This window comes from Pseudomonas sp. NPDC087185, from assembly GCF_044744955.1.
GTDB lineage: Bacteria > Pseudomonadota > Gammaproteobacteria > Pseudomonadales > Pseudomonadaceae > Aquipseudomonas.
In genome coordinates this window covers 43969-63287 of the sequence record NZ_JBIUZK010000004.1, presented here as the reverse complement: position 1 = coordinate 63287, position 19319 = coordinate 43969, and the positions used below count along the sequence as shown (strand labels likewise).

The following is a 19319-nucleotide window of genomic DNA, read 5'->3' as shown; positions in this document are numbered from 1 at the left end:
TTGTCGCCTGAGCGGGCCTCTTCGCGGGGGCCGCTCAGGCAGCATCAATGCTGGGTTCAGGCCAGTTGGCCCAGCTCCACACCCAGCTGGCGCGACAAGCACGGCCAGCGCTTCCACGCCGCGCCGGTCTCGGGGCTGCTCAAGGTACCGCGATAGGCCTCCACCGATTCTGCCGCGAAGCTCTCTTCATTCAGCATCTCATCCACCGAATGGTGCACCACCTCATCCAGCTGGTTGGCAAACGACTCGCCAATCAGTTGATGGGCAATCAGGTTTGCCACGGTGGTATTGAAAGGGATCAGCGGCTGCTGGAAGTGGCGGATGTACAGGTCGTTCACTTCCTCCACTAGGCGATGCGCCAGGTAGGCTTCATCCAGCAGGCAGTCCACGCCCACATGCCCCTCCATCACCGCAGGCGGCTGCAGGAAGTACTCTTCGGCAATCTTTAGGACAGGTTTGATCTGCGACTCGATGCCGGCCTCTAGCGCCACCGCATGGGCAGCCTCCAGCAACTCCGGAACCTGGTCGATGTAAGCGCTGACGAAGCGCGCCAAAGTACCCTGGGCGTCCTGCTCAGGCAGTTGGATCGAGGGGTGCAGGTGGGGCAGTTGGGCCTCGAGACGCGCTTTCAGTTGGCCGGTACGGCTCTCGTGATCGTGGGCTTGGCTAATTTGCTCGCGTACAGCTGCGATGTTCATGACAACTCCAGGGACAAGACGTTTCAAACGGAAGACACTAAATTAGCTCGGTATACAGAATACCTAAGACGTATTTGTTATAAACCGCGCAAACGTGTGCGCTCTTGGCTATATGTTGGCGCCACTATTATGCCACGCCCTATCTAGAATGGGCTTTACCGGCTATTTCGCGTTTTCGTGAAGTTCATTTCACCCGCGCCGTTGCGTGCCATTGGTCGCTGTCTATACTCGGGTTGAACGTGATTCGTTGATGAGGCCCGACTGCTTTTCGCAGGGGCTCGGTCGTCGAAGCCAGGCAGTCTTGACCGCCGTTCCCTCTTGCCGCAGGCCACGCCTCCGGGACAACAAGAATTAGAAGGGGAACCCGCAATGATGCGACATCCACATGTCTGGATGGGCCTCCTGTTGTGGTCGGTTTTCGGTCAGGCCAACGCCGCCTGGACGGTGAACATGGCACCGGGGGCGACGGAAGTCTCCAACGCCGTGTTCGACCTGCACATGACCATTTTCTGGATCTGCGTGATCATCGGCATCGTGGTGTTCGGTGCGATGTTCTGGTCCATGGTCGTCCACCGGCGCTCCACCGGCCAGCAGGCCGCGCATTTCCACGAGCATACCTGGGTGGAAATCATGTGGACGGTGGTCCCGTTCCTCATCCTCGTGGTCATGGCCATTCCGGCTACCAAGACCCTGATCGACATCTACGACGCCAGCGAGTCGGACATCGACATCCAGGTCACCGGCTACCAATGGAAGTGGCACTACAAGTACCTGGGCCAGGACGTGGAGTTCTTCAGCAACCTCGCCACCCCCGCCGACCAGATCCACAACAAGGCACCCAAGGACGAGCACTACCTGCTCGAAGTCGACCAGCCGCTGGTACTGCCGGTGGGCGCCAAAGTGCGCTTCCTGGTCACCGCCGCCGACGTCATCCATTCCTGGTGGGTACCGGCCTTTGCGGTCAAGCGCGACGCCATCCCAGGCTTCGTCAACGAAGCCTGGACGCGCATCGAGAAGCCCGGCATCTACCGCGGCCAGTGCACCGAGCTGTGCGGCAAGGACCATGGGTTCATGCCGGTGGTGGTCGAGGTCAAGTCCAAGGCCGACTACGACACCTGGCTGGGTGAGCGCAAGGCCGAGGCGGCCAAGCTCAAGGAACTGACCAGCAAGGAATGGACCCTCGAAGAGCTGGTCGAGCGCGGAGACAAGGTCTACCACACCACCTGCGTGGCCTGTCACCAGGCCGAGGGCCAGGGCCTGCCACCCATGTTCCCGGCGCTCAAGGGCTCGAAAATCGCCACCGGGCCGAAGGAAGGCCACCTGGGCATCGTCTTCCACGGCAAGCCCGGTACCGCCATGGCCGCCTTCGGCAAGCAGCTCTCGGAAGTCGACATCGCCGCCGTGGTCACCTACGAGCGCAATGCCTGGGGCAACAACAAAGGCGACATGGTCACGCCGAAGGACGTGCTGGCGCTCAAGCAGGCAGAAGCGCAATGAACCGGGTTACTCGCGGCAGTCAGCGGATTGCAGGAGACAGGACATGAGTGCAGTGATCGACGACCACGCCCACGGCCATGAGCATGCGCACGGCCCAGCGAAGGGCCTGATGCGCTGGGTGCTGACCACCAACCACAAGGACATCGGCACGATGTACCTGTGGTTCAGCTTCATCATGTTCCTGCTCGGCGGCTCGTTCGCCATGGTGATCCGCGCCGAACTGTTCCAGCCGGGGCTGCAGATCGTGGAGCCGGCGTTCTTCAACCAGATGACCACCATGCACGGCCTGATCATGGTGTTCGGCGCGGTGATGCCGGCCTTCGTCGGCCTGGCCAACTGGATGATCCCGCTGATGATCGGCGCACCCGACATGGCCCTGCCGCGGATGAACAACTTCAGCTTCTGGCTGTTGCCGGCGGCGTTCCTGCTGCTGGTCTCCACCCTGTTCAGCCCGGGCGGCGGCCCCAACTTCGGCTGGACCTTCTACGCCCCGCTGTCGACCACCTACGCGCCCGCCAGCGTGACCTTCTTCATCTTTGCCATCCACCTGATGGGCATCAGTTCGATCATGGGCGCGATCAACGTGATCGCCACCATCCTCAACCTGCGCGCGCCGGGCATGACCCTGATGAAAATGCCGCTGTTCGTCTGGACCTGGCTGATCACCGCCTTCCTGCTGATTGCGGTAATGCCGGTGCTGGCCGGGGTGGTGACCATGATGCTGATGGACATCCACTTCGGCACCAGCTTCTTCAGCGCGGCTGGTGGCGGCGACCCGGTGCTGTTCCAGCACGTGTTCTGGTTCTTCGGCCACCCCGAGGTGTACATCATGATCCTGCCGGCCTTCGGTGCGGTCAGTTCGATCATCCCGGCGTTCTCGCGCAAGCCGCTATTCGGCTACACCTCGATGGTCTACGCCACCGGTGCGATCGCCTTCCTGTCGTTCATCGTCTGGGCGCACCACATGTTCGTGGTCGGCATCCCGGTGGTGGGCGAGCTGTTCTTCATGTACGCGACCATGCTGATTGCCGTGCCGACCGGGGTGAAAGTATTCAATTGGGTCAGCACCATGTGGGAGGGCTCGCTGACCTTCGAGACGCCGATGCTGTTCGCCATTGCTTTCGTCATCCTGTTCACCATCGGCGGCTTCTCCGGCCTGATGCTGGCGATCGCCCCGGCCGACTTCCAGTACCACGACACTTACTTCGTAGTGGCGCATTTCCACTACGTGCTGGTACCGGGGGCGATTTTCGGCATCTTCGCCTCGGCCTACTACTGGCTGCCGAAGTGGACTGGCCACATGTACGACGAAACCCTTGGCAAGCTGCATTTCTGGCTGTCGTTCGTCGGCATGAACATGGCGTTCTTCCCCATGCACTTCGTGGGATTGGCCGGCATGCCGCGGCGTATCCCCGACTACAACCTGCAGTTCGCCGACTTCAACATGGTGTCGTCGATCGGTGCCTTCATGTTCGGCGCCACGCAGATCTTCTTCCTGTTCATCGTCATCAAGTGCATCCGCGGCGGCGCGCCTGCCCCGGCCAAACCCTGGGATGGCGCCGAGGGGCTGGAGTGGTCGATTCCGTCACCGGCGCCGTATCACACCTTCCAGACGCCACCGGAAGTGAAATAGGAAACCGCCCATGACCGGCCAACCGCTCAAACGCCTGGTGCTGCGCCTGCTGATGCTGACCGTGGTGATGTTCGCCTTCGGCTTCGCGCTGGTGCCGATCTATGACGTGATGTGCAAGGCCTTCGGTATCAACGGCAAGACCGGCGGGCAGTACGAAGGCAGCCAGGTCAGCGACCCGACGCGCTCGGTGCGGGTGCAGTTCATGTCAACCAATGCCAGCGACATGGTCTGGGACTTCTATTCCACTGCCGACCAGCTCGAGGTCAACCCCGGGGCGGTCAATCAGATGATCTTCATTGCCCATAACCCGACCGACCGGCCGATGAGCGCCCAGGCCATACCCAGCATCACCCCGGCCGAGGCCGCGGCGTATTTCCACAAGACCGAGTGCTTCTGCTTTACCCAGCAGGTGCTGCAGCCCGGCGAACGCATCGAGATGCCCGTGCGCTTCATCGTCGACCGCGACCTACCGGCCGGCGTGAAGCACCTGACACTGGCCTACACCTTGTTCGACATCACCGCTCGCCACCCGCCGGTCGCGCATATCGCGGCCCAGGACGTTCAGGGCGCCCGTTAAGGGAAGGAGAACAGCAATGGCAAGTCATGAGCACTATTACGTTCCGGCGCAGAGCAAGTGGCCGATCATCGCCACCATTGGCATGTTCATCACCGTGTTCGGCCTGGGCACCTGGTTCAACGACCTCAAGGCCGGCCACCCTGATTCCCACGGGCCGCTGATTTTCTTTGTCGGGGCGTTGTTCCTGGCGTACATGCTGTTCGGCTGGTTCGGGGCGGTGGTGAAAGAGAGCCGCGCCGGCTTGTACAGCTCGCAGCTGGACCGCTCGTTCCGCTGGGGCATGAGCTGGTTCATCTTCTCCGAGGTGATGTTCTTCATGGCCTTCTTCGGCGCGCTGTTCTACGTGCGCGTACTGGCCGGGCCATGGCTGGGTGGCGAAGGGGCAAAGGGTGTCGCGCACATGCTCTGGCCGAGCTTCGAGTTCACCTGGCCGCTGCTGAATACGCCAGATCCCAAACTGTTCCCGCCGCCCAAGGAAGTCATCGACCCCTGGCACCTGCCGCTGATCAACACCATTTTGCTGGTCAGCTCCAGCGTGACCATCACCATCGCCCACCACGCGCTGCGGCGTGACCACCGCGGCCAGCTGAAGCTGTGGATGGCACTGACCATCATCCTGGGTATCAGCTTCATTGCGCTGCAGGCCTTCGAATACTACGAGGCCTACACCAAGCTGGGGCTGACCCTCGGGTCGGGGATCTACGGCGCGACGTTCTTCATGCTCACCGGCTTCCACGGTGCCCATGTGACGTTGGGTACGATCATCCTGATCGTCATGTTCGTGCGCATCCTGCGCGGGCATTTCAACGCCGACAAACACTTCGGCTTCGAGGCGGCCAGCTGGTACTGGCATTTTGTCGATGTGGTGTGGGTGGGCCTGTTCATCTTTGTGTATGTGTTGTGATCAGAACGGTGCGTGAGACACCAGCTGGCCACTGATGAGGCCCCAGGCCACTAGCCCTATGGTCAGGGCCGCCAGGGTGACACGCACGGTCAGTGCCTTGAGCAGGCGGGTCGAGTTTTCATCGTCCTTGACCAGAAACACCAGGCCACTGAACAGACTGGCAACCGTGGCCAACAGCATCAGGACAATCGCGGCCTTGAGCATGGCGCTCCTCCGGGGGGATGCGGTGATGTGGATAAGTATAGCGAGGCGCCCGTGAGGCCGTTTCGCCCAGGCTGGGTACCGACCCTGGTAGTGCTTGCGCTGCTGCCGGGGCTGATTGCGCTTGGCTGCTGGCAATTGGGCCGTGCCGATCAAAAGCGCGCGCTGCTGGCGAGCTATGCCGAGCGCAGCGTAGACGCTCCCCTTTCCACTGCCCAACTGCAGCAAAGCGACGATGCCGCCTTCCGCCGCGTGCACCTGTATGGCCACTTCGACGCCGAGCACAGCGTGCTGCTGGACAACCGCATGCGCGATGGCCAGGCCGGTGTCGAGCTGCTGCAGCCCTTCCACGACCAGCCCAGCGGCCTGTGGCTGCTGGTCAACCGTGGTTGGCTGGCGTGGCCCGACCGCCGTGTCCCGGTAGCGTTCGACACCCCGGCACAAGCCCTGGCCTTGGACGCCTCGGTGTACGTAGCGCCGGGCAGCACCTTCCAGCTGCACGCCGACCCGGTCGGCGGCCAGTGGCCGCACTTGCTGACCGCCGTAAACCCCACAGCGTTATGGCAACAACTCGCGCGTGACGGCTACGCCCACGAGCTGCGCCTGCAGCCGGGCCCTGCGACCTACCGCCTGGACTGGCCGGTCGTCGCGATGAGCCCGGAAAAACACCTGGGTTATGCCATGCAGTGGTTTGCCCTGGCCACCGCCCTGGTGCTGCTCTACCTCTACTTTGGCTGGCACCACAAAAAGGAGAAACCCAATGGCCACCGCCACCACTCCACTGGAACTGCCTGAACGTCGCAAACCCAGAGCCCGCGGGCGTTTGCAGCTGATCCTGATTCTGCTGGTGGTGCTTGGCCCGATGATCCTGGCCACCAGCATGTACAAGCTCAAGTTCTGGGTGCCGGAAGGCCGCAGCTACCACGGCGCGATGATCGGCAACGGCGAGCGCCGCAGCGATATCGGCATCACCGGCGAGGACGCGCGTTGGCAGTTGCTGGTCAGCGCCCCTGAGGCCTGTGCCCAAGACTGCCAGCGGCTGGTGTACCTGGCCCGGCAGATCCAGGTCGGCCTGGGCCGGGATGCCAGCCGTGCCAGCCACGCTTTGGCCGCTGCGCAGCCCTTGAGCGGTGACTATCAGGCCCTGCTGGGCCGTGAATACCCGCAGCTGCAGCGCTACCCGCTGGATGCACAGCGGTATATCCAGAAAATTGGCGAACTCGCCCCGCAGCTGTGGATCGTCGATCCGCACGGCAACCTGGTGCTGCGCTACGACGGCAAGGTCAACGGCAAGCATGTGCTGGATGACCTGCGCCACCTGCTCAAGCTGTCCAACATCGGCTAGGAGCCTGCCATGGCCAGACCCGGATTCCGCCTTGCTGTGTTCGCCACCCTGCTGGCGCTGCTGGTCGTGCTGCTCGGTGCCTACACCCGCCTGACCCATGCCGGCCTGGGCTGCCCCGACTGGCCGGGCTGCTATGGTTTCATCAGCGTGCCGAAAACCGATGCCCAGCTGGCCCATGCCGAGCTGCACTTCCCGGAGCACCCGGTGGAAACAGCCAAAGGCTGGGCCGAGATGATGCACCGCTACTTTGCCGGGACGCTCGCCCTGGTGATTGCCTTGCTCGCCTTCCATGCCGTGCGGCGGCATGCCCGCGACGGCCAGCCCTACCGCCTGCCGGTCGTGTTGCTGGGCGTGGTGCTGGCCCAGGCGGCGTTCGGCATGTGGACGGTAACCCTGAAGCTGTGGCCGCAAGTGGTCACCGCGCACCTGCTCGGCGGCTTCACCACCCTAAGCCTGCTGTTCCTGCTATCCCTGCGTCTATCCCGGGCCTTTGCGCCGTTGCCCAAGCTGCCGCTGAGCCTGCGCAGGATCGCTGCGTTGGCGTTGCTGGTGGTGGTCGGGCAGATCGCCCTGGGCGGCTGGGTCAGCGCCAACTACGCAGCGGTTGCCTGCATCGACCTGCCTACCTGCCATGGCCAGTGGTGGCCTGCTGCCGACTTCAGTAATGGTTTCCACCTCACCCAACACGTCGGCCCCAATTACCTGGGTGGGCAGTTGGACAGCGACGCGCGCACCGCCATCCATATCAGCCATCGCTTGGGTGCGCTGCTGGTTACCTGCGTATTGCTGATGCTCAGCTGGAAGCTGCACCGCTGTGGCCTGCCTGGCCTGGGGCGGCTGGTGCTGCTGGCGTTGGCGCTGCAGATAGGCCTGGGCATCAGCAACGTGGTGTTGCATCTGCCGCTGGCGGTTGCCGTGGCGCATAACGCGGGTGGCGCGCTGTTGCTGTTGAGCATGGTGCTGGTGAACTACCGCATCCGCGTGGTCGACAAGGTACGTGTCGGCCATGGCTGGCGCCTGACACCGCTGACCGGCGTTGGCGTGTCCCATCACATGAGGAATGATTCGTGGCGACGCTTCTGACTGCCCGGCGTGCCGGTTGGCGCGACTATCTGGAGCTGACCAAACCCAAGGTCGTGGTGCTGATGCTGATCACTTCGCTGGTGGGCATGTTCCTGGCGACCCGTGCCGGGGTGGCCTGGAGCGTGCTGCTGTTCGGCAACCTGGGTATCGCCTTGTGTGCGGGCGGTGCGGCGACGGTCAACCATGTGGTCGACCGGCGCATCGATGCGCTGATGGCGCGTACCCACAAGCGGCCACTGGCCCAGGGGCGGGTCGAGCCGCTGCCGGCGTTGTTGTTCGCCCTCGCCCTGGCGTTGCTGGGCATGGCCCTGCTGCTGGTGTTCACCAATGCCCTCACCGCCTGGCTGACCCTGGCATCGCTGCTCGGTTATGCGGTGCTCTACACCGGCTTTCTCAAGCGTGCGACGCCGCAGAACATCGTCATCGGCGGCCTGGCGGGTGCGGCCCCGCCGCTGCTGGGTTGGGTGGCGGTGAGCGGCCATGTCAGTGCCGAACCCCTGCTGCTGGTGCTTATCATCTTCGCCTGGACCCCGCCGCACTTCTGGGCCCTGGCCATCCACCGCAAAGAGGAATACGCCAAGGCCGATATCCCGATGCTGCCGGTGACCCACGGTGAGCGCTACACCAAGCTGCATATCCTGCTCTACACCCTGATACTGCTGGCAGTGAGCTTGCTGCCCTACGCCATCCACATGAGTGGCCCGCTGTACCTGGCCTGCGCGCTCGCCCTGGGCCTGCGCTTCCTGCAATGGGCCTGGGTGTTGTACCGTGGCAGCCGGCCGCATGCGGCGATCGGCACCTTCAAGTACTCTATCGGCTACCTGTTCGCGCTGTTCATCGCGTTGCTCGTTGACCACTATCTGTTGCTGAACCTATGACCCGAACCCAGAAAACCGTCTTCATCCTCGTTGCCCTGGTCGCGTTGATCATGGGCCTGACCGTCAACAAGGTGCTTAACGGCCGCGATTCGCTCAACCCGACCGAGCTGATCGACGCCGGCATCATCCTGCTGCCGCAGAGCCGCACCGTGGCGGACGTGACCATGACCAACCAGGATGGCCAGCCGGTGCAGCTGGATGACCTCAAGGGCAAGTGGTCGCTGCTGTTCTTCGGCTACACCTACTGCCCGGACATCTGCCCGACCACACTGGCCCAGTTGCGTCAGGTGAAGAGCGAGCTGCCCAAGGAGGCCATCGACCGCCTGCAGGTGGTGTTGGTGAGCGTTGACCCGAACCGCGACACGCCAAACCAGCTCAAGCAGTACCTGGGCTATTTCGACAAGGATTTCGTCGGCGTGGCGGGGTCGATCGAAGACACCCAGAAACTGGCCAATGCCTTGAGCATTCCGTTCATTCCGGCAGATACCAGCAAGCCGGGGTATACGGTGGACCATAGCGGCAACCTGGCGATTGTCGGGCCGGATGGCCGTCAGCGCGGGTTCATTCGTGCGCCGTTCAATAACCAGAAGCTGGTGGCGCAGTTGCCTGGGCTTGTGAAGCGGGATTGATTAGCTGCTAAAAAGCATCGCCGGCAGGCCGGCGATGGGGGCAACGCAATACTGAGGCTTAGAACGCCGGCACCACAGCGCCCTTGTACTTCTCGGTGATGAACTGCTTCACCTCAGGCGAGTGCAGCGCAGCTGCCAGCTTCTTCATGTCTTCCGAGTCCTTGTTGTCCGCGCGGGCAACCAGGATGTTCACGTACGGCGAGTCGCTGCCCTCGATGGCCAGGGCGTCTTTTTCCGGGTTCAACTTGGCTTCCAGCGCATAGTTGGTGTTGATCAGGGCGGCATCGACCTGGGTCAGCACACGCGGGATGGTCGCCGCTTCCAGCTCACGGAACTTCACGTTCTTCGGGTTCTCGGCAACGTCCTTCACGGTCGACAGGATGTTGCTGTTGTCCTTGAGCTTGATCACGCCTGCCTTGTCCAGCAGCAGCAGGGCACGGCCGCCGTTGGTGGCGTCGTTGGGGATGACCACGGTCGCGCCGGACGGCAGCTCGTCGAGCTTCTTGATCTTGGCCGAGTACACGCCCAGCGGCTCGATGTGCACGCCGGCAACGCTAACCAGGTGAGTGCCCTTGGCCTTGTTGAACTCATCCAGGTACGGCTGGTGCTGGAAGAAGTTGGCGTCCAGGCGCTTCTCGGCAACCTGTACGTTCGGCTGGATGTAGTCGGTGAACTCTTTCACCTTGAGGTTTACACCGTCTTTCGCCAACTGCGGTTTGACGAAATTGAGGATCTCGGCGTGCGGCACCGGGGTAGCGGCGACAGTCAGGTCACCGGCGTGGGCCGAGAAGGCCGCCATGGCGGCAGCGACAGCAAGCAGCTTCTTCATGAATCACTCCTTGTGAGGGCCGCGACGGCCCCCGAACGGGTCGGCCGGGCCGACCCCATTGGGGTTACTTACGGGAAAAATGCACGACCAGTTTGTCGCCCACGCTCTGCAGCACTTGAACCAGCACCAGCAGCATCACCACGGTGACTACCATCACATCGGTCTGGAAGCGCTGGTAGCCGAAGCGGATGGCCAGGTCACCCAGGCCGCCAGCGCCAACCACACCGGCCATCGCGGTGTACGACACCAAGGTGATGGCCGTGACGGTGATGGCCGCGAAGATGCCCGGGCGTGCCTCCGGCAGCAGCGCGTTGGTGATGATCTGGCGGGTGGTGGCGCCCATCGACTGGGTGGCTTCGATGATGCCGCGGTCCACTTCCCGCAGGGCGGTTTCCACCAGGCGTGCGAAGAACGGCGTGGCACCCACCACCAATGGCGGAATGGCGCCGGCGACACCCAGCGAGGTGCCGGTGATCAGCACGGTGAACGGGATCATCACGATCAGCAGGATGATGAACGGCAGCGAGCGCAGAATGTTGACGATCAGCGACAGCAGCGCATACACGCCCTTCTGCTCGAACATCTGCCGCGGGCCGCAGAGGAACAGCAGCACGCCCAGCGGCAGGCCCAGCAGCACGGTGAAGAACAGCGAGCCGAACAGCATGATCATGGTGTCGATGGTGGCCAGCCAGATTTCGGCCCAGTCGACGTTTGCAAAGAAATTCAGGGCGTCCATCAACGCAGTACCTCCATATGTACGTCAGCTGCCTTGAAGCGGGCGAACGCCGCTTCCATGTCACCGCCGATCAAGGCGAGGGTGAGCTGGCCATAGGGGACATCCTTGATGCGGTCGATACGCCCGGCGAGGATGCTGTAGTCCACACCGGTTTCGCGGGCCACGGTGCCCAGCAGCGGCGCGTAGGTGGCGTCGCCCTGGAAGGTCAGGCGCACGATGCGGCCCGGTACGTGGGCGAAGTCGTCGCGCTGCTCGCCTTCGTCGACCTGCTCGTCTTCCTGGACGAAGCGCTTGGTGGTTGGGTGCTGCGGGTGCAGGAACACCTCGGCCACCGAGCCCTGCTCGACGATCTGGCCGGCATCCATCACTGCCACGCGGTCGCAGACCCGGCGGATCACGTCCATTTCGTGGGTGATCAGCACGATGGTCAGCTTCAGTTCACGGTTGATCTCGGCCAGCAGTTGCAGCACCGATGCCGTAGTCTGCGGGTCGAGGGCGCTGGTGGCCTCGTCGCACAGCAGGATCTTCGGGTTGGTGGACAAGGCGCGGGCGATGCCGACGCGCTGCTTCTGGCCGCCAGACAATTGCGCCGGGTATTTCTTGGCGTGGTCTTGCAGGCCGACGCGGGCCAGCAGCTCGGTGACACGCTTGTCGATCTCGCTGCGCGACAGCTCGCCAGCCAGGGTCAGCGGCAGGGCGACGTTGTCGGCGACGGTCTTGGACGCCAGCAGGTTGAAGTGCTGGAAGATCATCCCGACCTGTTGGCGGAAGCCGCGCAGCTGGGTGGCGTTAAACGCAGTGACGTCTTCGCCGTCGACGATGATCTTGCCACCGGAAGGCTCTTCCAGGCGGTTGATCAGGCGCAGCAGGGTGCTTTTGCCGGCACCGGAATGGCCGATCAGGCCGAACACCTGGCCGTCTTCGATGGTCAGGCTGGTCGGATTCAGTGCGGGGATTTCCCTACCGGCGACGCGGTAGGTCTTGTGTACATGTTGGAACTCGATCACGTAGCGAACCTTGTGGGGCGCATGGAAATTGGGGTCAGCGGTTGGCTGGGGTGGCGCATTTTAGCCTTTTCCCATAGCTGTTCTTAGCATTTATTTCGTAATGGTCCAATCCAACGGGCATAACACGACAACTGGTAATCCTGATTGAACGCTCGGCGAAGCCCTCCAGTCACTACTGAAACAAGCCCGAATCGGGCACGCCTGAAGACTGATGAGGAGAGCCGACCATGCCCAGCAAGAAACCGGACGCGCCCAAGCAGAGTGAGGCCGCTGGGACCCAGACCCCCGACCGCGCCAACACCAACGCCAAATTGCAGAGCCTGGAGGCATTCCGCAGCGATGCCACCGGCCAGGCCCTGCGCACTAACCAGGGCGTGAAGATCGCCGATAACCAGAACAGCTTGAAGGCCGGAGCACGTGGGCCGTCGCTGCTCGAAGACTTCATCATGCGTGAGAAGATTACCCACTTCGACCATGAGCGTATTCCCGAGCGCATCGTCCACGCCCGCGGTACCGGGGCCCATGGCTTCTTTCAGAGCTACGGTAACCATGCCGAGCTGACCAAGGCCGGTTTCCTGCAAGACCCGGAAAAGATCACCCCGGTGTTTGTGCGTTTTTCCACCGTACAGGGCCCGCGTGGCTCGGGCGACACGGTACGTGACGTGCGCGGCTTTGCCGTCAAGTTCTATACCGATGAGGGTAATTTCGACCTGGTTGGCAACAACATGCCGGTATTCTTCATCCAGGATGCGATCAAGTTCCCCGACTTCGTGCATGCGGTAAAACCTGAACCGCAGAATGAGATGCCCACCGGCGGCTCTGCCCACGATACGTTCTGGGACTTCGTTTCGCTGGTGCCAGAATCGGCGCACATGGTCATCTGGGCCATGTCCGACCGCGCCATCCCACGAAGCCTGCGGATGATGGAAGGTTTTGGCGTGCATACCTTCCGCCTGATCAACGCGCAAGGCGTGGCCAGCTTCGTCAAATTCCATTGGAAACCGCGCCAGGGCGTGCACTCTGTGCTGTGGGACGAAGCGCAGAAGCTCGCGGGCAAGGACACTGATTACCATCGCCGCGACTTGTGGGATGCGATCGAGACCGGTGACTACCCGGAATGGGAACTTGGCGTGCAGATCGTGCCCGAAGCCGACGAGCACGCGTTCGACTTCGACTTGCTCGACCCGACCAAGCTTATCCCCGAAGAGCTGGTGCCGGTTACCCCGCTGGGCAAGATGGTGCTCAACCGCAATCCGGACAACTTCTTCGCCGAAACCGAGCAGGTTGCTTTCTGCCCAGGGCACATCGTGCCGGGCATCGACTTCAGCAATGACCCGCTGTTGCAGGGCCGCCTGTTCTCCTACACCGATACGCAGATCAGCCGCCTGGGCGGGCCGAACTTCCACGAGATCCCGATCAACCGCCCGGTGGCGCCGAACCACAGCAGCCAGCGCGATGCCATGCACCGCATGACCATCGACAAGGGCCGCGCCGCGTACGAGCCCAATTCCATCGATGGCGGATGGCCACGGGAAACCCCGCCGGCGGCCCAGGATGGCGGCTTCGAGAGCTATCAGGAGCGCATCGAGGCACACAAGATCCGCCAGCGCAGCGAGTCGTTCGGTGATCACTTCTCGCAGGCGCGGCTGTTCTTCCAAAGCATGAGCCCGACCGAGCAGCAGCACATCATCAAGGCTTACAGTTTCGAGCTGGGCAAGGTGGAGCGTGAAGCGATCCGCGTTCGCGAGGTTAACGAGATCCTGGCCAATATCGACCTGAAGCTGGCGGCGGCGGTGGCGGCCAACCTCGGGTTGCCGGCGCCCAAGCAGGGCACGGTCCAGGTGAAAGGCAGCAAGCCCGCGCAGTCCAAGGCATTGAGCCAGATGAACCACCCCGGGGATGTTGGCATCAAGGGGCGCAAGATTGCGGTGCTGGTGGCCGATGGCGTGGATGCGGCGAGTGTCGACAGGCTGGTCAAGGCATTGCAGGCGCAAAGCGCCCGGCCCATGTTGCTGGGGCCCTCTTCGGCACCGGTCAAGGCGGCGGATGGCAAGGCATTGCCGGTGGATGCGTCGATTGAAGGCATGCCATCGGTGATGTTCGACGGGATCGTTGTTGCGGGCGGCAAGGCGTCGATCGATGCCCTGGGCGCCAGCGGCGTGGCCAAGCACTTCCTGCTGGAGGGCTACAAGCATCTGAAAGCCATCGTGTTGGCCAAGGAGGCGAAGGCATTGCTGGGTAGCTTGGGGCTCAAGGAGGACAAGGGCTTGTTGCTGGGGGATGACCAGAAGGCGGTGGATGCCTTCGTCAAAGCGGTCGAGGGACATCGAGTCTGGGAGCGGGAAGCGGCTGCAGAAGCGGTGCCAGCCTGATCAGACCGCTTCGCGGGCAGGCCCGCTCCCACAGGCATTGTGGGAGCGGGCCTGCCCGCGAAGCATTCAGCGCTGATGCGGGACCAGCACCACCTGGGCCGGCAATTTGCGCTGAATCTCGTGCTTCTGCTTCAGCTCAAAGCCGCTGTCGATCTTGTGAACCCGCTTCTCCAGCAGGTTCTTCAGCCACGGCGCGTCCTCGGTACGCGGAACCTGGAACACCACGTGGCACTGATAATTCACCACGTCCTTGGCAATTTCATCGAGCTGACGGCGCATGGCTGCGATATCCGTGGTCTTCAGCGCAATCACGGTGCTTGGCGCAGTCGGGTCGATCACTCGCGCCTTGGGCTTGGCCTCGGCAGCCTTCAAGGCAGCCTCGGCCTTTTCCAGCTCAGCCTTGCGCGCCTGGGTCACGGCGTCCCCACCCGTTACGGCAGGCGCCTGCGGCATCAGGGCACGAGCGCGTGCCAGCGCGGTGGCAGCAGCGTTGACATCGCCCTTCTGCAGGACGATTTGGCTGCGCTTGAGGTATGCCTCGGCCAACTGCCGCTGATAGGGCTCCAGGCGGCCATCATCAGGCGATTGCGCCTGCAATGCGGCGAGCTGGTCCTCGGCGGTGGCCAGTTCATTGGTAGTAATACTTTGCTGCAGCTGCTGCCAGGCATCGGCTTGGGCAGGTGCACTGGCCTGCTCGACCGGCGCGCGGGTACACGCGGCCAGGAACAGGGAAAACGCGGCAACAAGCAGATAACGGGATGCGAACGGCTTCATTCCTGCGACTCTCTATTTGCGCAAAAAGCGAGCAAGTCTACACCCAGGTGCGCACGCTCGAAAACAAGTCTTACAGACCCTTTACCCGCCAAAAGGTTGCAGGGCACGCCGTGGCGCACCCCGGTTTTCAGCGTTTTGGCAGGGCCAGGCTCAGCAAGAATAGCACCGCCGCGCAGACCACGATCGATGGGCCGGCCGGGGTGTCCTTGAACCATGACATCGCCAGGCCGCCGCATACGGCGGTCACCCCCAGCAGGCTGGCACCCAGCGCCATCTGTTCGGGTGAGCGCGCGTGACGTTGCGCCGCAGCCGCCGGGATGATCAGCAACGAGGTGATCAGCAGCACGCCGACGATCTTCATGGCCACGGCGATCACCACGGCAATCAGCAGCATCAGCGCCAAACGCAGGCCGGCCACCGGCAAGCCTTCCACCGTGGCCAGTTCCTCGTGCACGGTCACCGCCAGCAACGGCCGCCACAGGGCTGCAAGCAGCAGCAATACCAGCGCGCTGCCGCCGAGGATCCAGGCCAGATCCGTGGTGCTGATGGCCAGCAGGTCACCGAACAGGTACGCCATCAGGTCGATGCGCACGTCGTGCATGAAGCTCAGCACCACCAGGCCCAGCGACAGGGTACTGGGCGCGAGGATGCCGAGCAGAGTGTCAGAAGCCAGAGGCTGGCGCTGCTGCAAGGTCACCAGCAGGATCGCCAGCAGCAGGCAGCCCACGGTTACTGCCAGTGCGGGGCTGACGTCCAGCACAAAGCCCATGGCCACGCCCAGCAGGGCGGCGTGCGAGAGCGTGTCGCCGAAGTAGGCCATGCGCCGCCACACCACGAAGGAGCCGAGCGGGCCCGCCACCAACGCCAGGGAAAGACCCGCGAGCAGGGCGTAGAGAAGAAAATCAGCCATGCTTGCAGTGGTCTCCGTGAACATGGGTGCCAGGGGCGACCACCGAACCGTGCAGGTCGTGGCTGTGGTCGTGATGGTGGTGGTAGACGGCCAGGCTTGGCGCGTTCTGGCCGAACAGTTCGACGAAGGCCGGGTCGTTGCTGACCTGCTCGGGGTGGCCGGAGCAGCACACATGGCGGTTCAGGCAGACCACCTGGTCGGTGGCGCTCATCACCAGGTGCAGGTCGTGCGAGACCATCAGCACGCCGCAGCCGTGTCGGTCGCGCAGGCGGGTAATGAGGTTGTACAGCTCGGTCTGGCCGACGACGTCGACGCCTTGCACCGGCTCATCCAGCACCAGCAACTGGGGTTCGCGCAGCAGCGCCCGGGCCAGCAGCACGCGCTGCATTTCGCCGCCGGAAATTGTCTGGATTGGGCTGTCGATGACCTGTTCGGCGCCGACTTCCTGCAGTGCCGACAACGCTGCCGCGCGGTCTACACCGGGCACCAGGCGCAGAAAGCGCAGCACCGACAGCGGCAGCGTGGCGTCCACCTGGATTTTTTGCGGCATGTAGCCGATGCGCAGTTTGGGCTTGCGCCAGACCGTACCGCGATGCGGCTTGAGCAGCCCAAGCACGGCGCGCACCAGGGTGGTCTTGCCCGCGCCGTTGGGGCCGATCAGGGTGACGATCTGGCCGGGCGCAACCGACAGGTCGATGCTGTCGAGCACCGCTTCCCCGCCGAAGGTGACGCCGACGTGTTCAAGGCGGATCAATGCGTCGCTCATGCCGCGCCCCGGCAGTTGCCGCACAGGCCGACGATTTCCACCGTCTGCGTTTCGACGCTGAAACCCACGCCCTTGGCGCTGGCGATGATCGCGTCGCTGATGCTGTCCTGCTCCAGCTCGATGGCCACGTGGCATTCGCGGCAGATCAGGAACTGGCCCTGGTGCGCATGCTCCGGGTGGCTGCAACCAATGAAGGCGTTGAGCGAGGCGATGCGGTGCACCAGGCCATTTTCCAGCAGGAAGTCCAGCGCCCGATAAACGGTCGGTGGCGCGGCGCGGCGGCCGTCCTGCTCGCTGAGCACGGCGAGAATGTCGTACGCCCCCAGCGGCTTGTGGCTCTGCCACACCAGCTCCAGCACACGCCGGCGCAGCGCCGTCAGGCGCAGGCCCTGGCGGGTGCACAGCACCTCGGCCTCGGCCAGCGCGCTGTGCACGCAATGGGAATGATCGTGGGGACGGTGAGCCAGCGGCGTGATGGACATGGGCAGCGACGGTTCTGGATGGAGACGTTATTATGTTACCTGTTTCTGACGAGTCGAGTATTCACCGTGTCCCGATTCCTTGTGCTTTTTGTCGCTTTCATCGCCTGCTCGGCGCAGGCCGACGTGCGTGTGCTGACCAGTATCAAACCGCTGCAGCAGATTGCCGCCGCCGTGCAGGATGGGGTTGGCAGCCCCGAAGTGCTGCTGCCCCCAGGCGCTTCGCCGCACCATTACGCCCTGCGTCCATCCGATGTGCGCCGCGTCGGCGATGCCGACCTGCTGTACTGGATCGGCCCGGACATGGAGAGCTTCCTGCCGCGGGTGTTGGGCAGCCGCAGCAAACCGACCGTGGCCGTGCAGTCGCTGGCGGGCATGAAGCTGCGCCACTTCGGCGAGGACAGCCATTCCCATGAGGGTGAGGACCACGACGATCATGACCACGATCACCGCCCGGGCAGCCTCGATGCGCACTTGTGGCTGTCGTCGGTGAACGCCCGGGTGATCGCGGCGAAAATGGCGGCGGACCTGACGGCAGCGGACCCTGCCCATGCGGCGCGCTACCAGAGCAACCTGAAGGCTTTCACCGGGCGCCTCGATGCCCTGGATGCACGCATCAAGGCACGGGTGGCGGGGATTGCCGACAAACCGTACTTCGTGTTCCACGAAGCTTTCGACTACTTCGAGTCGGCCTATGGCCTGAAGCACACCGGCGTATTCAGCGTGGCGGCCGAAGTGCAGCCAGGCGCGCAGCATGTCGCGGCGATGCGCAAGCGCCTGCAGGAAGTGGGCAAGACGTGTGTGTTCAGCGAGCCGCCGCTGCGGCCGCGGTTGGCCGAGACGCTGACGGCTGGGTTGCCGGTGCGGTTGGCGGAGCTGGATGCCTTGGGTGGCACTGACCCGGTGGATGCCAAGGGCTACGAGCGCTTGCTGGATAAACTGGGCGGTGACCTGGTTGGGTGCCTGGAGCAGCTCTAGGGTCTTTATTGGACCCTTCGCGGGACAAGCCCGCGAAGGGGCCGCCTCGGTTACAAGGCGAACGGCAGGTGCAATGCCACCTGCTGGCGCTGCGCCAAACGCACTTCAAACTCGCTCGGGTCATGGATCATCACATCCATCCCGGCAAAGGACTCCGCTGCGATCAGGCGCGACAGCCAGAAGCGCACGCACCCTACCCGCAACATCTCTGGCCACAGCTCGGCTTCGGCCGCAGTGAACGGCCGCAGCGCCGCGTAGGCTCCCAGCAGCGCCTGGGCACGGGGCACATCGATTGCGCCGTGTTCATCCAGGCACCAGTCGTTCACGGTGATGGCGATGTCATACAGCATCGGCCCCGAGCAGGCGTTGTAGAAGTCGATCACGCCGGTCAGGTGAGTGCCTTCGAACATCACGTTGTCACGGAACAGATCGGCATGCAGGTTGGCCCGTGGCAAGGCCAGGATCTGCGCCTTGTGCGCGGTGATCTCGTCCAGTGCCGGCTGCAGCAGCGCGGCCTGTTCGGCGGTGAGGCGCGGCATCAGCTCGGCGCCGGAGGCCAGCATCCAGTCCAGGCCGCGGTCGGTCTTGCGCTCAATGACCTTGCCCCGGGTGGCCAGGTGGATGTGCGCCAGCAACTCGCCGACCTGGGCGCAGTGCTGGTTGTTCGGCGCCTTGATATGTTTGCCAGACAGCCGCGGCTGCAGCAGCGCCGGCTTGCCGCACAGCTCGCGCAGGCCGTTGCCGTCCCGGTCACGGATGGCGTACGGCACCGGCATGTCGGCGGCGTGCAGGGTGTCGAGCAGCTCGATGAAGAACGGCATGTCCTCGCTGGGCCCGCGCTCGATCAGCGTCAGCACGAACTCCCCCTGTTCGAGGCTGACGAAGAAATTGCTGTTTTCGGTGCCGGCGGCAATGCCCTGGAAGTCGAGCAGACGGCCCAGCTGGTACGGCGCCAGAAAAGTTTCCAGCTCAGGCCGGGTCACGGGGGTGAAGACTGACATGATGAAAAAATGCCCATACGGG

21 protein-coding genes are annotated in these 19319 nt (G+C 63.4%); 11 read left to right on the top strand and 10 right to left on the bottom strand.

What is annotated here, in order from left to right:
* Positions 1-56 precede the first annotated feature (56 nt).
* Positions 57-698, bottom strand: coding sequence for a hypothetical protein (locus ACIPIJ_RS14815; protein WP_401077682.1), 642 nt, complete (start codon positions 696-698; stop codon positions 57-59).
* A gap of 369 nt (positions 699-1067) precedes the next feature.
* Between ACIPIJ_RS14815 and coxB the strand changes: the two genes are divergently transcribed.
* The 4 genes from coxB to ACIPIJ_RS14795 are packed head-to-tail and all read left to right on the top strand — an operon-like array spanning position 1068 to position 5309.
* Positions 1068-2195, top strand: a complete 1128-nt coding sequence (gene coxB / locus ACIPIJ_RS14810) for a cytochrome c oxidase subunit II (RefSeq protein WP_401077680.1) — start codon at positions 1068-1070, stop codon at positions 2193-2195.
* 43 nt (positions 2196-2238) lie between these two features.
* On the top strand, positions 2239-3828 hold the full coding sequence (gene ctaD, locus ACIPIJ_RS14805; protein WP_346642550.1) for a cytochrome c oxidase subunit I: 1590 nt from the start codon (positions 2239-2241) through the stop codon (positions 3826-3828).
* Between the two features lie 10 nt (positions 3829-3838).
* Complete coding sequence (locus tag ACIPIJ_RS14800) at positions 3839-4405, top strand: cytochrome c oxidase assembly protein (protein ID WP_401077678.1); 567 nt, start codon at positions 3839-3841, stop codon at positions 4403-4405.
* Positions 4406-4421: 16 nt separating this feature from the next.
* On the top strand, positions 4422-5309 hold the full coding sequence (locus ACIPIJ_RS14795; protein WP_401077676.1) for a cytochrome c oxidase subunit 3: 888 nt from the start codon (positions 4422-4424) through the stop codon (positions 5307-5309).
* Here the strand turns inward: ACIPIJ_RS14795 and ACIPIJ_RS14790 are convergent, their stop codons facing one another.
* Positions 5310-5513: a twin transmembrane helix small protein gene (locus tag ACIPIJ_RS14790; protein WP_233692285.1), complete on the bottom strand. Its 204-nt coding sequence runs from the start codon at positions 5511-5513 to the stop codon at positions 5310-5312.
* A 51-nt stretch (positions 5514-5564) separates the two neighbouring features.
* Between ACIPIJ_RS14790 and ACIPIJ_RS14785 the strand changes: the two genes are divergently transcribed.
* From ACIPIJ_RS14785 to ACIPIJ_RS14765, 5 genes are read left to right on the top strand one after another with little or no spacing between them, the layout of a single operon-like run.
* Positions 5565-6305 carry an SURF1 family protein gene (locus tag ACIPIJ_RS14785; RefSeq protein ID WP_401077675.1) on the top strand — a complete coding sequence of 247 codons (741 nt, stop codon included), beginning with the start codon at positions 5565-5567 and terminating at the stop codon, positions 6303-6305.
* Positions 6271-6855 carry a hypothetical protein gene (locus ACIPIJ_RS14780; protein WP_401077673.1) on the top strand — a complete coding sequence of 195 codons (585 nt, stop codon included), beginning with the start codon at positions 6271-6273 and terminating at the stop codon, positions 6853-6855. Before ACIPIJ_RS14785 ends, ACIPIJ_RS14780 begins: the two co-directional genes overlap by 35 nt.
* 9 nt (positions 6856-6864) lie before the next feature.
* On the top strand, positions 6865-7938 hold the full coding sequence (locus ACIPIJ_RS14775) for a heme A synthase (protein WP_401077672.1): 1074 nt from the start codon (positions 6865-6867) through the stop codon (positions 7936-7938).
* Entirely contained in the window at positions 7923-8816 is an 894-nt protein-coding gene (cyoE, locus tag ACIPIJ_RS14770; RefSeq protein ID WP_401077671.1) for a heme o synthase, read from the top strand. The genes ACIPIJ_RS14775 and cyoE overlap by 16 nt, the downstream gene beginning before the upstream one ends.
* The gene (locus tag ACIPIJ_RS14765) at positions 8813-9445 is read left to right on the top strand and encodes an SCO family protein (RefSeq protein ID WP_401077670.1); all 633 of its coding nucleotides are present in this window, start codon (positions 8813-8815) and stop codon (positions 9443-9445) included. The genes cyoE and ACIPIJ_RS14765 overlap by 4 nt, the downstream gene beginning before the upstream one ends.
* Positions 9446-9503: 58 nt before the next feature.
* On the opposite strand, the gene ACIPIJ_RS14760 is transcribed toward ACIPIJ_RS14765, so the two are convergent.
* The 3 genes from ACIPIJ_RS14760 to ACIPIJ_RS14750 form a co-directional block, all read right to left on the bottom strand.
* A complete protein-coding gene (locus tag ACIPIJ_RS14760) occupies positions 9504-10274 on the bottom strand; it encodes a MetQ/NlpA family ABC transporter substrate-binding protein (RefSeq protein WP_401077668.1) in 771 nt (256 codons plus the stop codon).
* A 64-nt stretch (positions 10275-10338) separates the two neighbouring features.
* Positions 10339-11010 (bottom strand): methionine ABC transporter permease, encoded by a 672-nt coding sequence (locus tag ACIPIJ_RS14755; protein WP_401077666.1) that lies wholly within the window; start codon positions 11008-11010, stop codon positions 10339-10341.
* The gene (locus ACIPIJ_RS14750; protein ID WP_401077664.1) at positions 11010-12017 is read right to left on the bottom strand and encodes a methionine ABC transporter ATP-binding protein; all 1008 of its coding nucleotides are present in this window, start codon (positions 12015-12017) and stop codon (positions 11010-11012) included. Before ACIPIJ_RS14750 ends, ACIPIJ_RS14755 begins: the two co-directional genes overlap by 1 nt.
* A 227-nt stretch (positions 12018-12244) precedes the next feature.
* Here ACIPIJ_RS14750 and katE point away from each other — a divergent pair, with 227 nt between their 5' ends.
* Complete coding sequence (gene katE / locus ACIPIJ_RS14745; protein ID WP_401077663.1) at positions 12245-14389, top strand: catalase HPII; 2145 nt, start codon at positions 12245-12247, stop codon at positions 14387-14389.
* Between the two features lie 66 nt (positions 14390-14455).
* Here the strand turns inward: katE and ACIPIJ_RS14740 are convergent, their stop codons facing one another.
* The 4 genes from ACIPIJ_RS14740 to zur form a co-directional block, all read right to left on the bottom strand.
* Positions 14456-15163 (bottom strand): PA5502 family lipoprotein, encoded by a 708-nt coding sequence (locus ACIPIJ_RS14740; RefSeq protein ID WP_401077661.1) that lies wholly within the window; start codon positions 15161-15163, stop codon positions 14456-14458.
* Between the two features lie 127 nt (positions 15164-15290).
* Positions 15291-16073, bottom strand: a complete 783-nt coding sequence (gene znuB / locus ACIPIJ_RS14735; protein WP_401077660.1) for a zinc ABC transporter permease subunit ZnuB — start codon at positions 16071-16073, stop codon at positions 15291-15293.
* Entirely contained in the window at positions 16066-16839 is a 774-nt protein-coding gene (gene znuC / locus ACIPIJ_RS14730; RefSeq protein WP_401077658.1) for a zinc ABC transporter ATP-binding protein ZnuC, read from the bottom strand. The genes znuB and znuC overlap by 8 nt, the downstream gene beginning before the upstream one ends.
* Positions 16836-17321: a zinc uptake transcriptional repressor Zur gene (gene zur / locus ACIPIJ_RS14725; protein ID WP_401077656.1), complete on the bottom strand. Its 486-nt coding sequence runs from the start codon at positions 17319-17321 to the stop codon at positions 16836-16838. Before zur ends, znuC begins: the two co-directional genes overlap by 4 nt.
* Positions 17322-17339: 18 nt before the next feature.
* Between zur and ACIPIJ_RS14720 the strand changes: the two genes are divergently transcribed.
* Positions 17340-18296, top strand: coding sequence for a zinc ABC transporter substrate-binding protein (locus ACIPIJ_RS14720; protein ID WP_401077655.1), 957 nt, complete (start codon positions 17340-17342; stop codon positions 18294-18296).
* A gap of 50 nt (positions 18297-18346) precedes the next feature.
* Here the strand turns inward: ACIPIJ_RS14720 and ACIPIJ_RS14715 are convergent, their stop codons facing one another.
* The gene (locus tag ACIPIJ_RS14715; protein ID WP_401077653.1) at positions 18347-19297 is read right to left on the bottom strand and encodes a homoserine kinase; all 951 of its coding nucleotides are present in this window, start codon (positions 19295-19297) and stop codon (positions 18347-18349) included.
* Positions 19298-19319 lie beyond the last annotated feature (22 nt).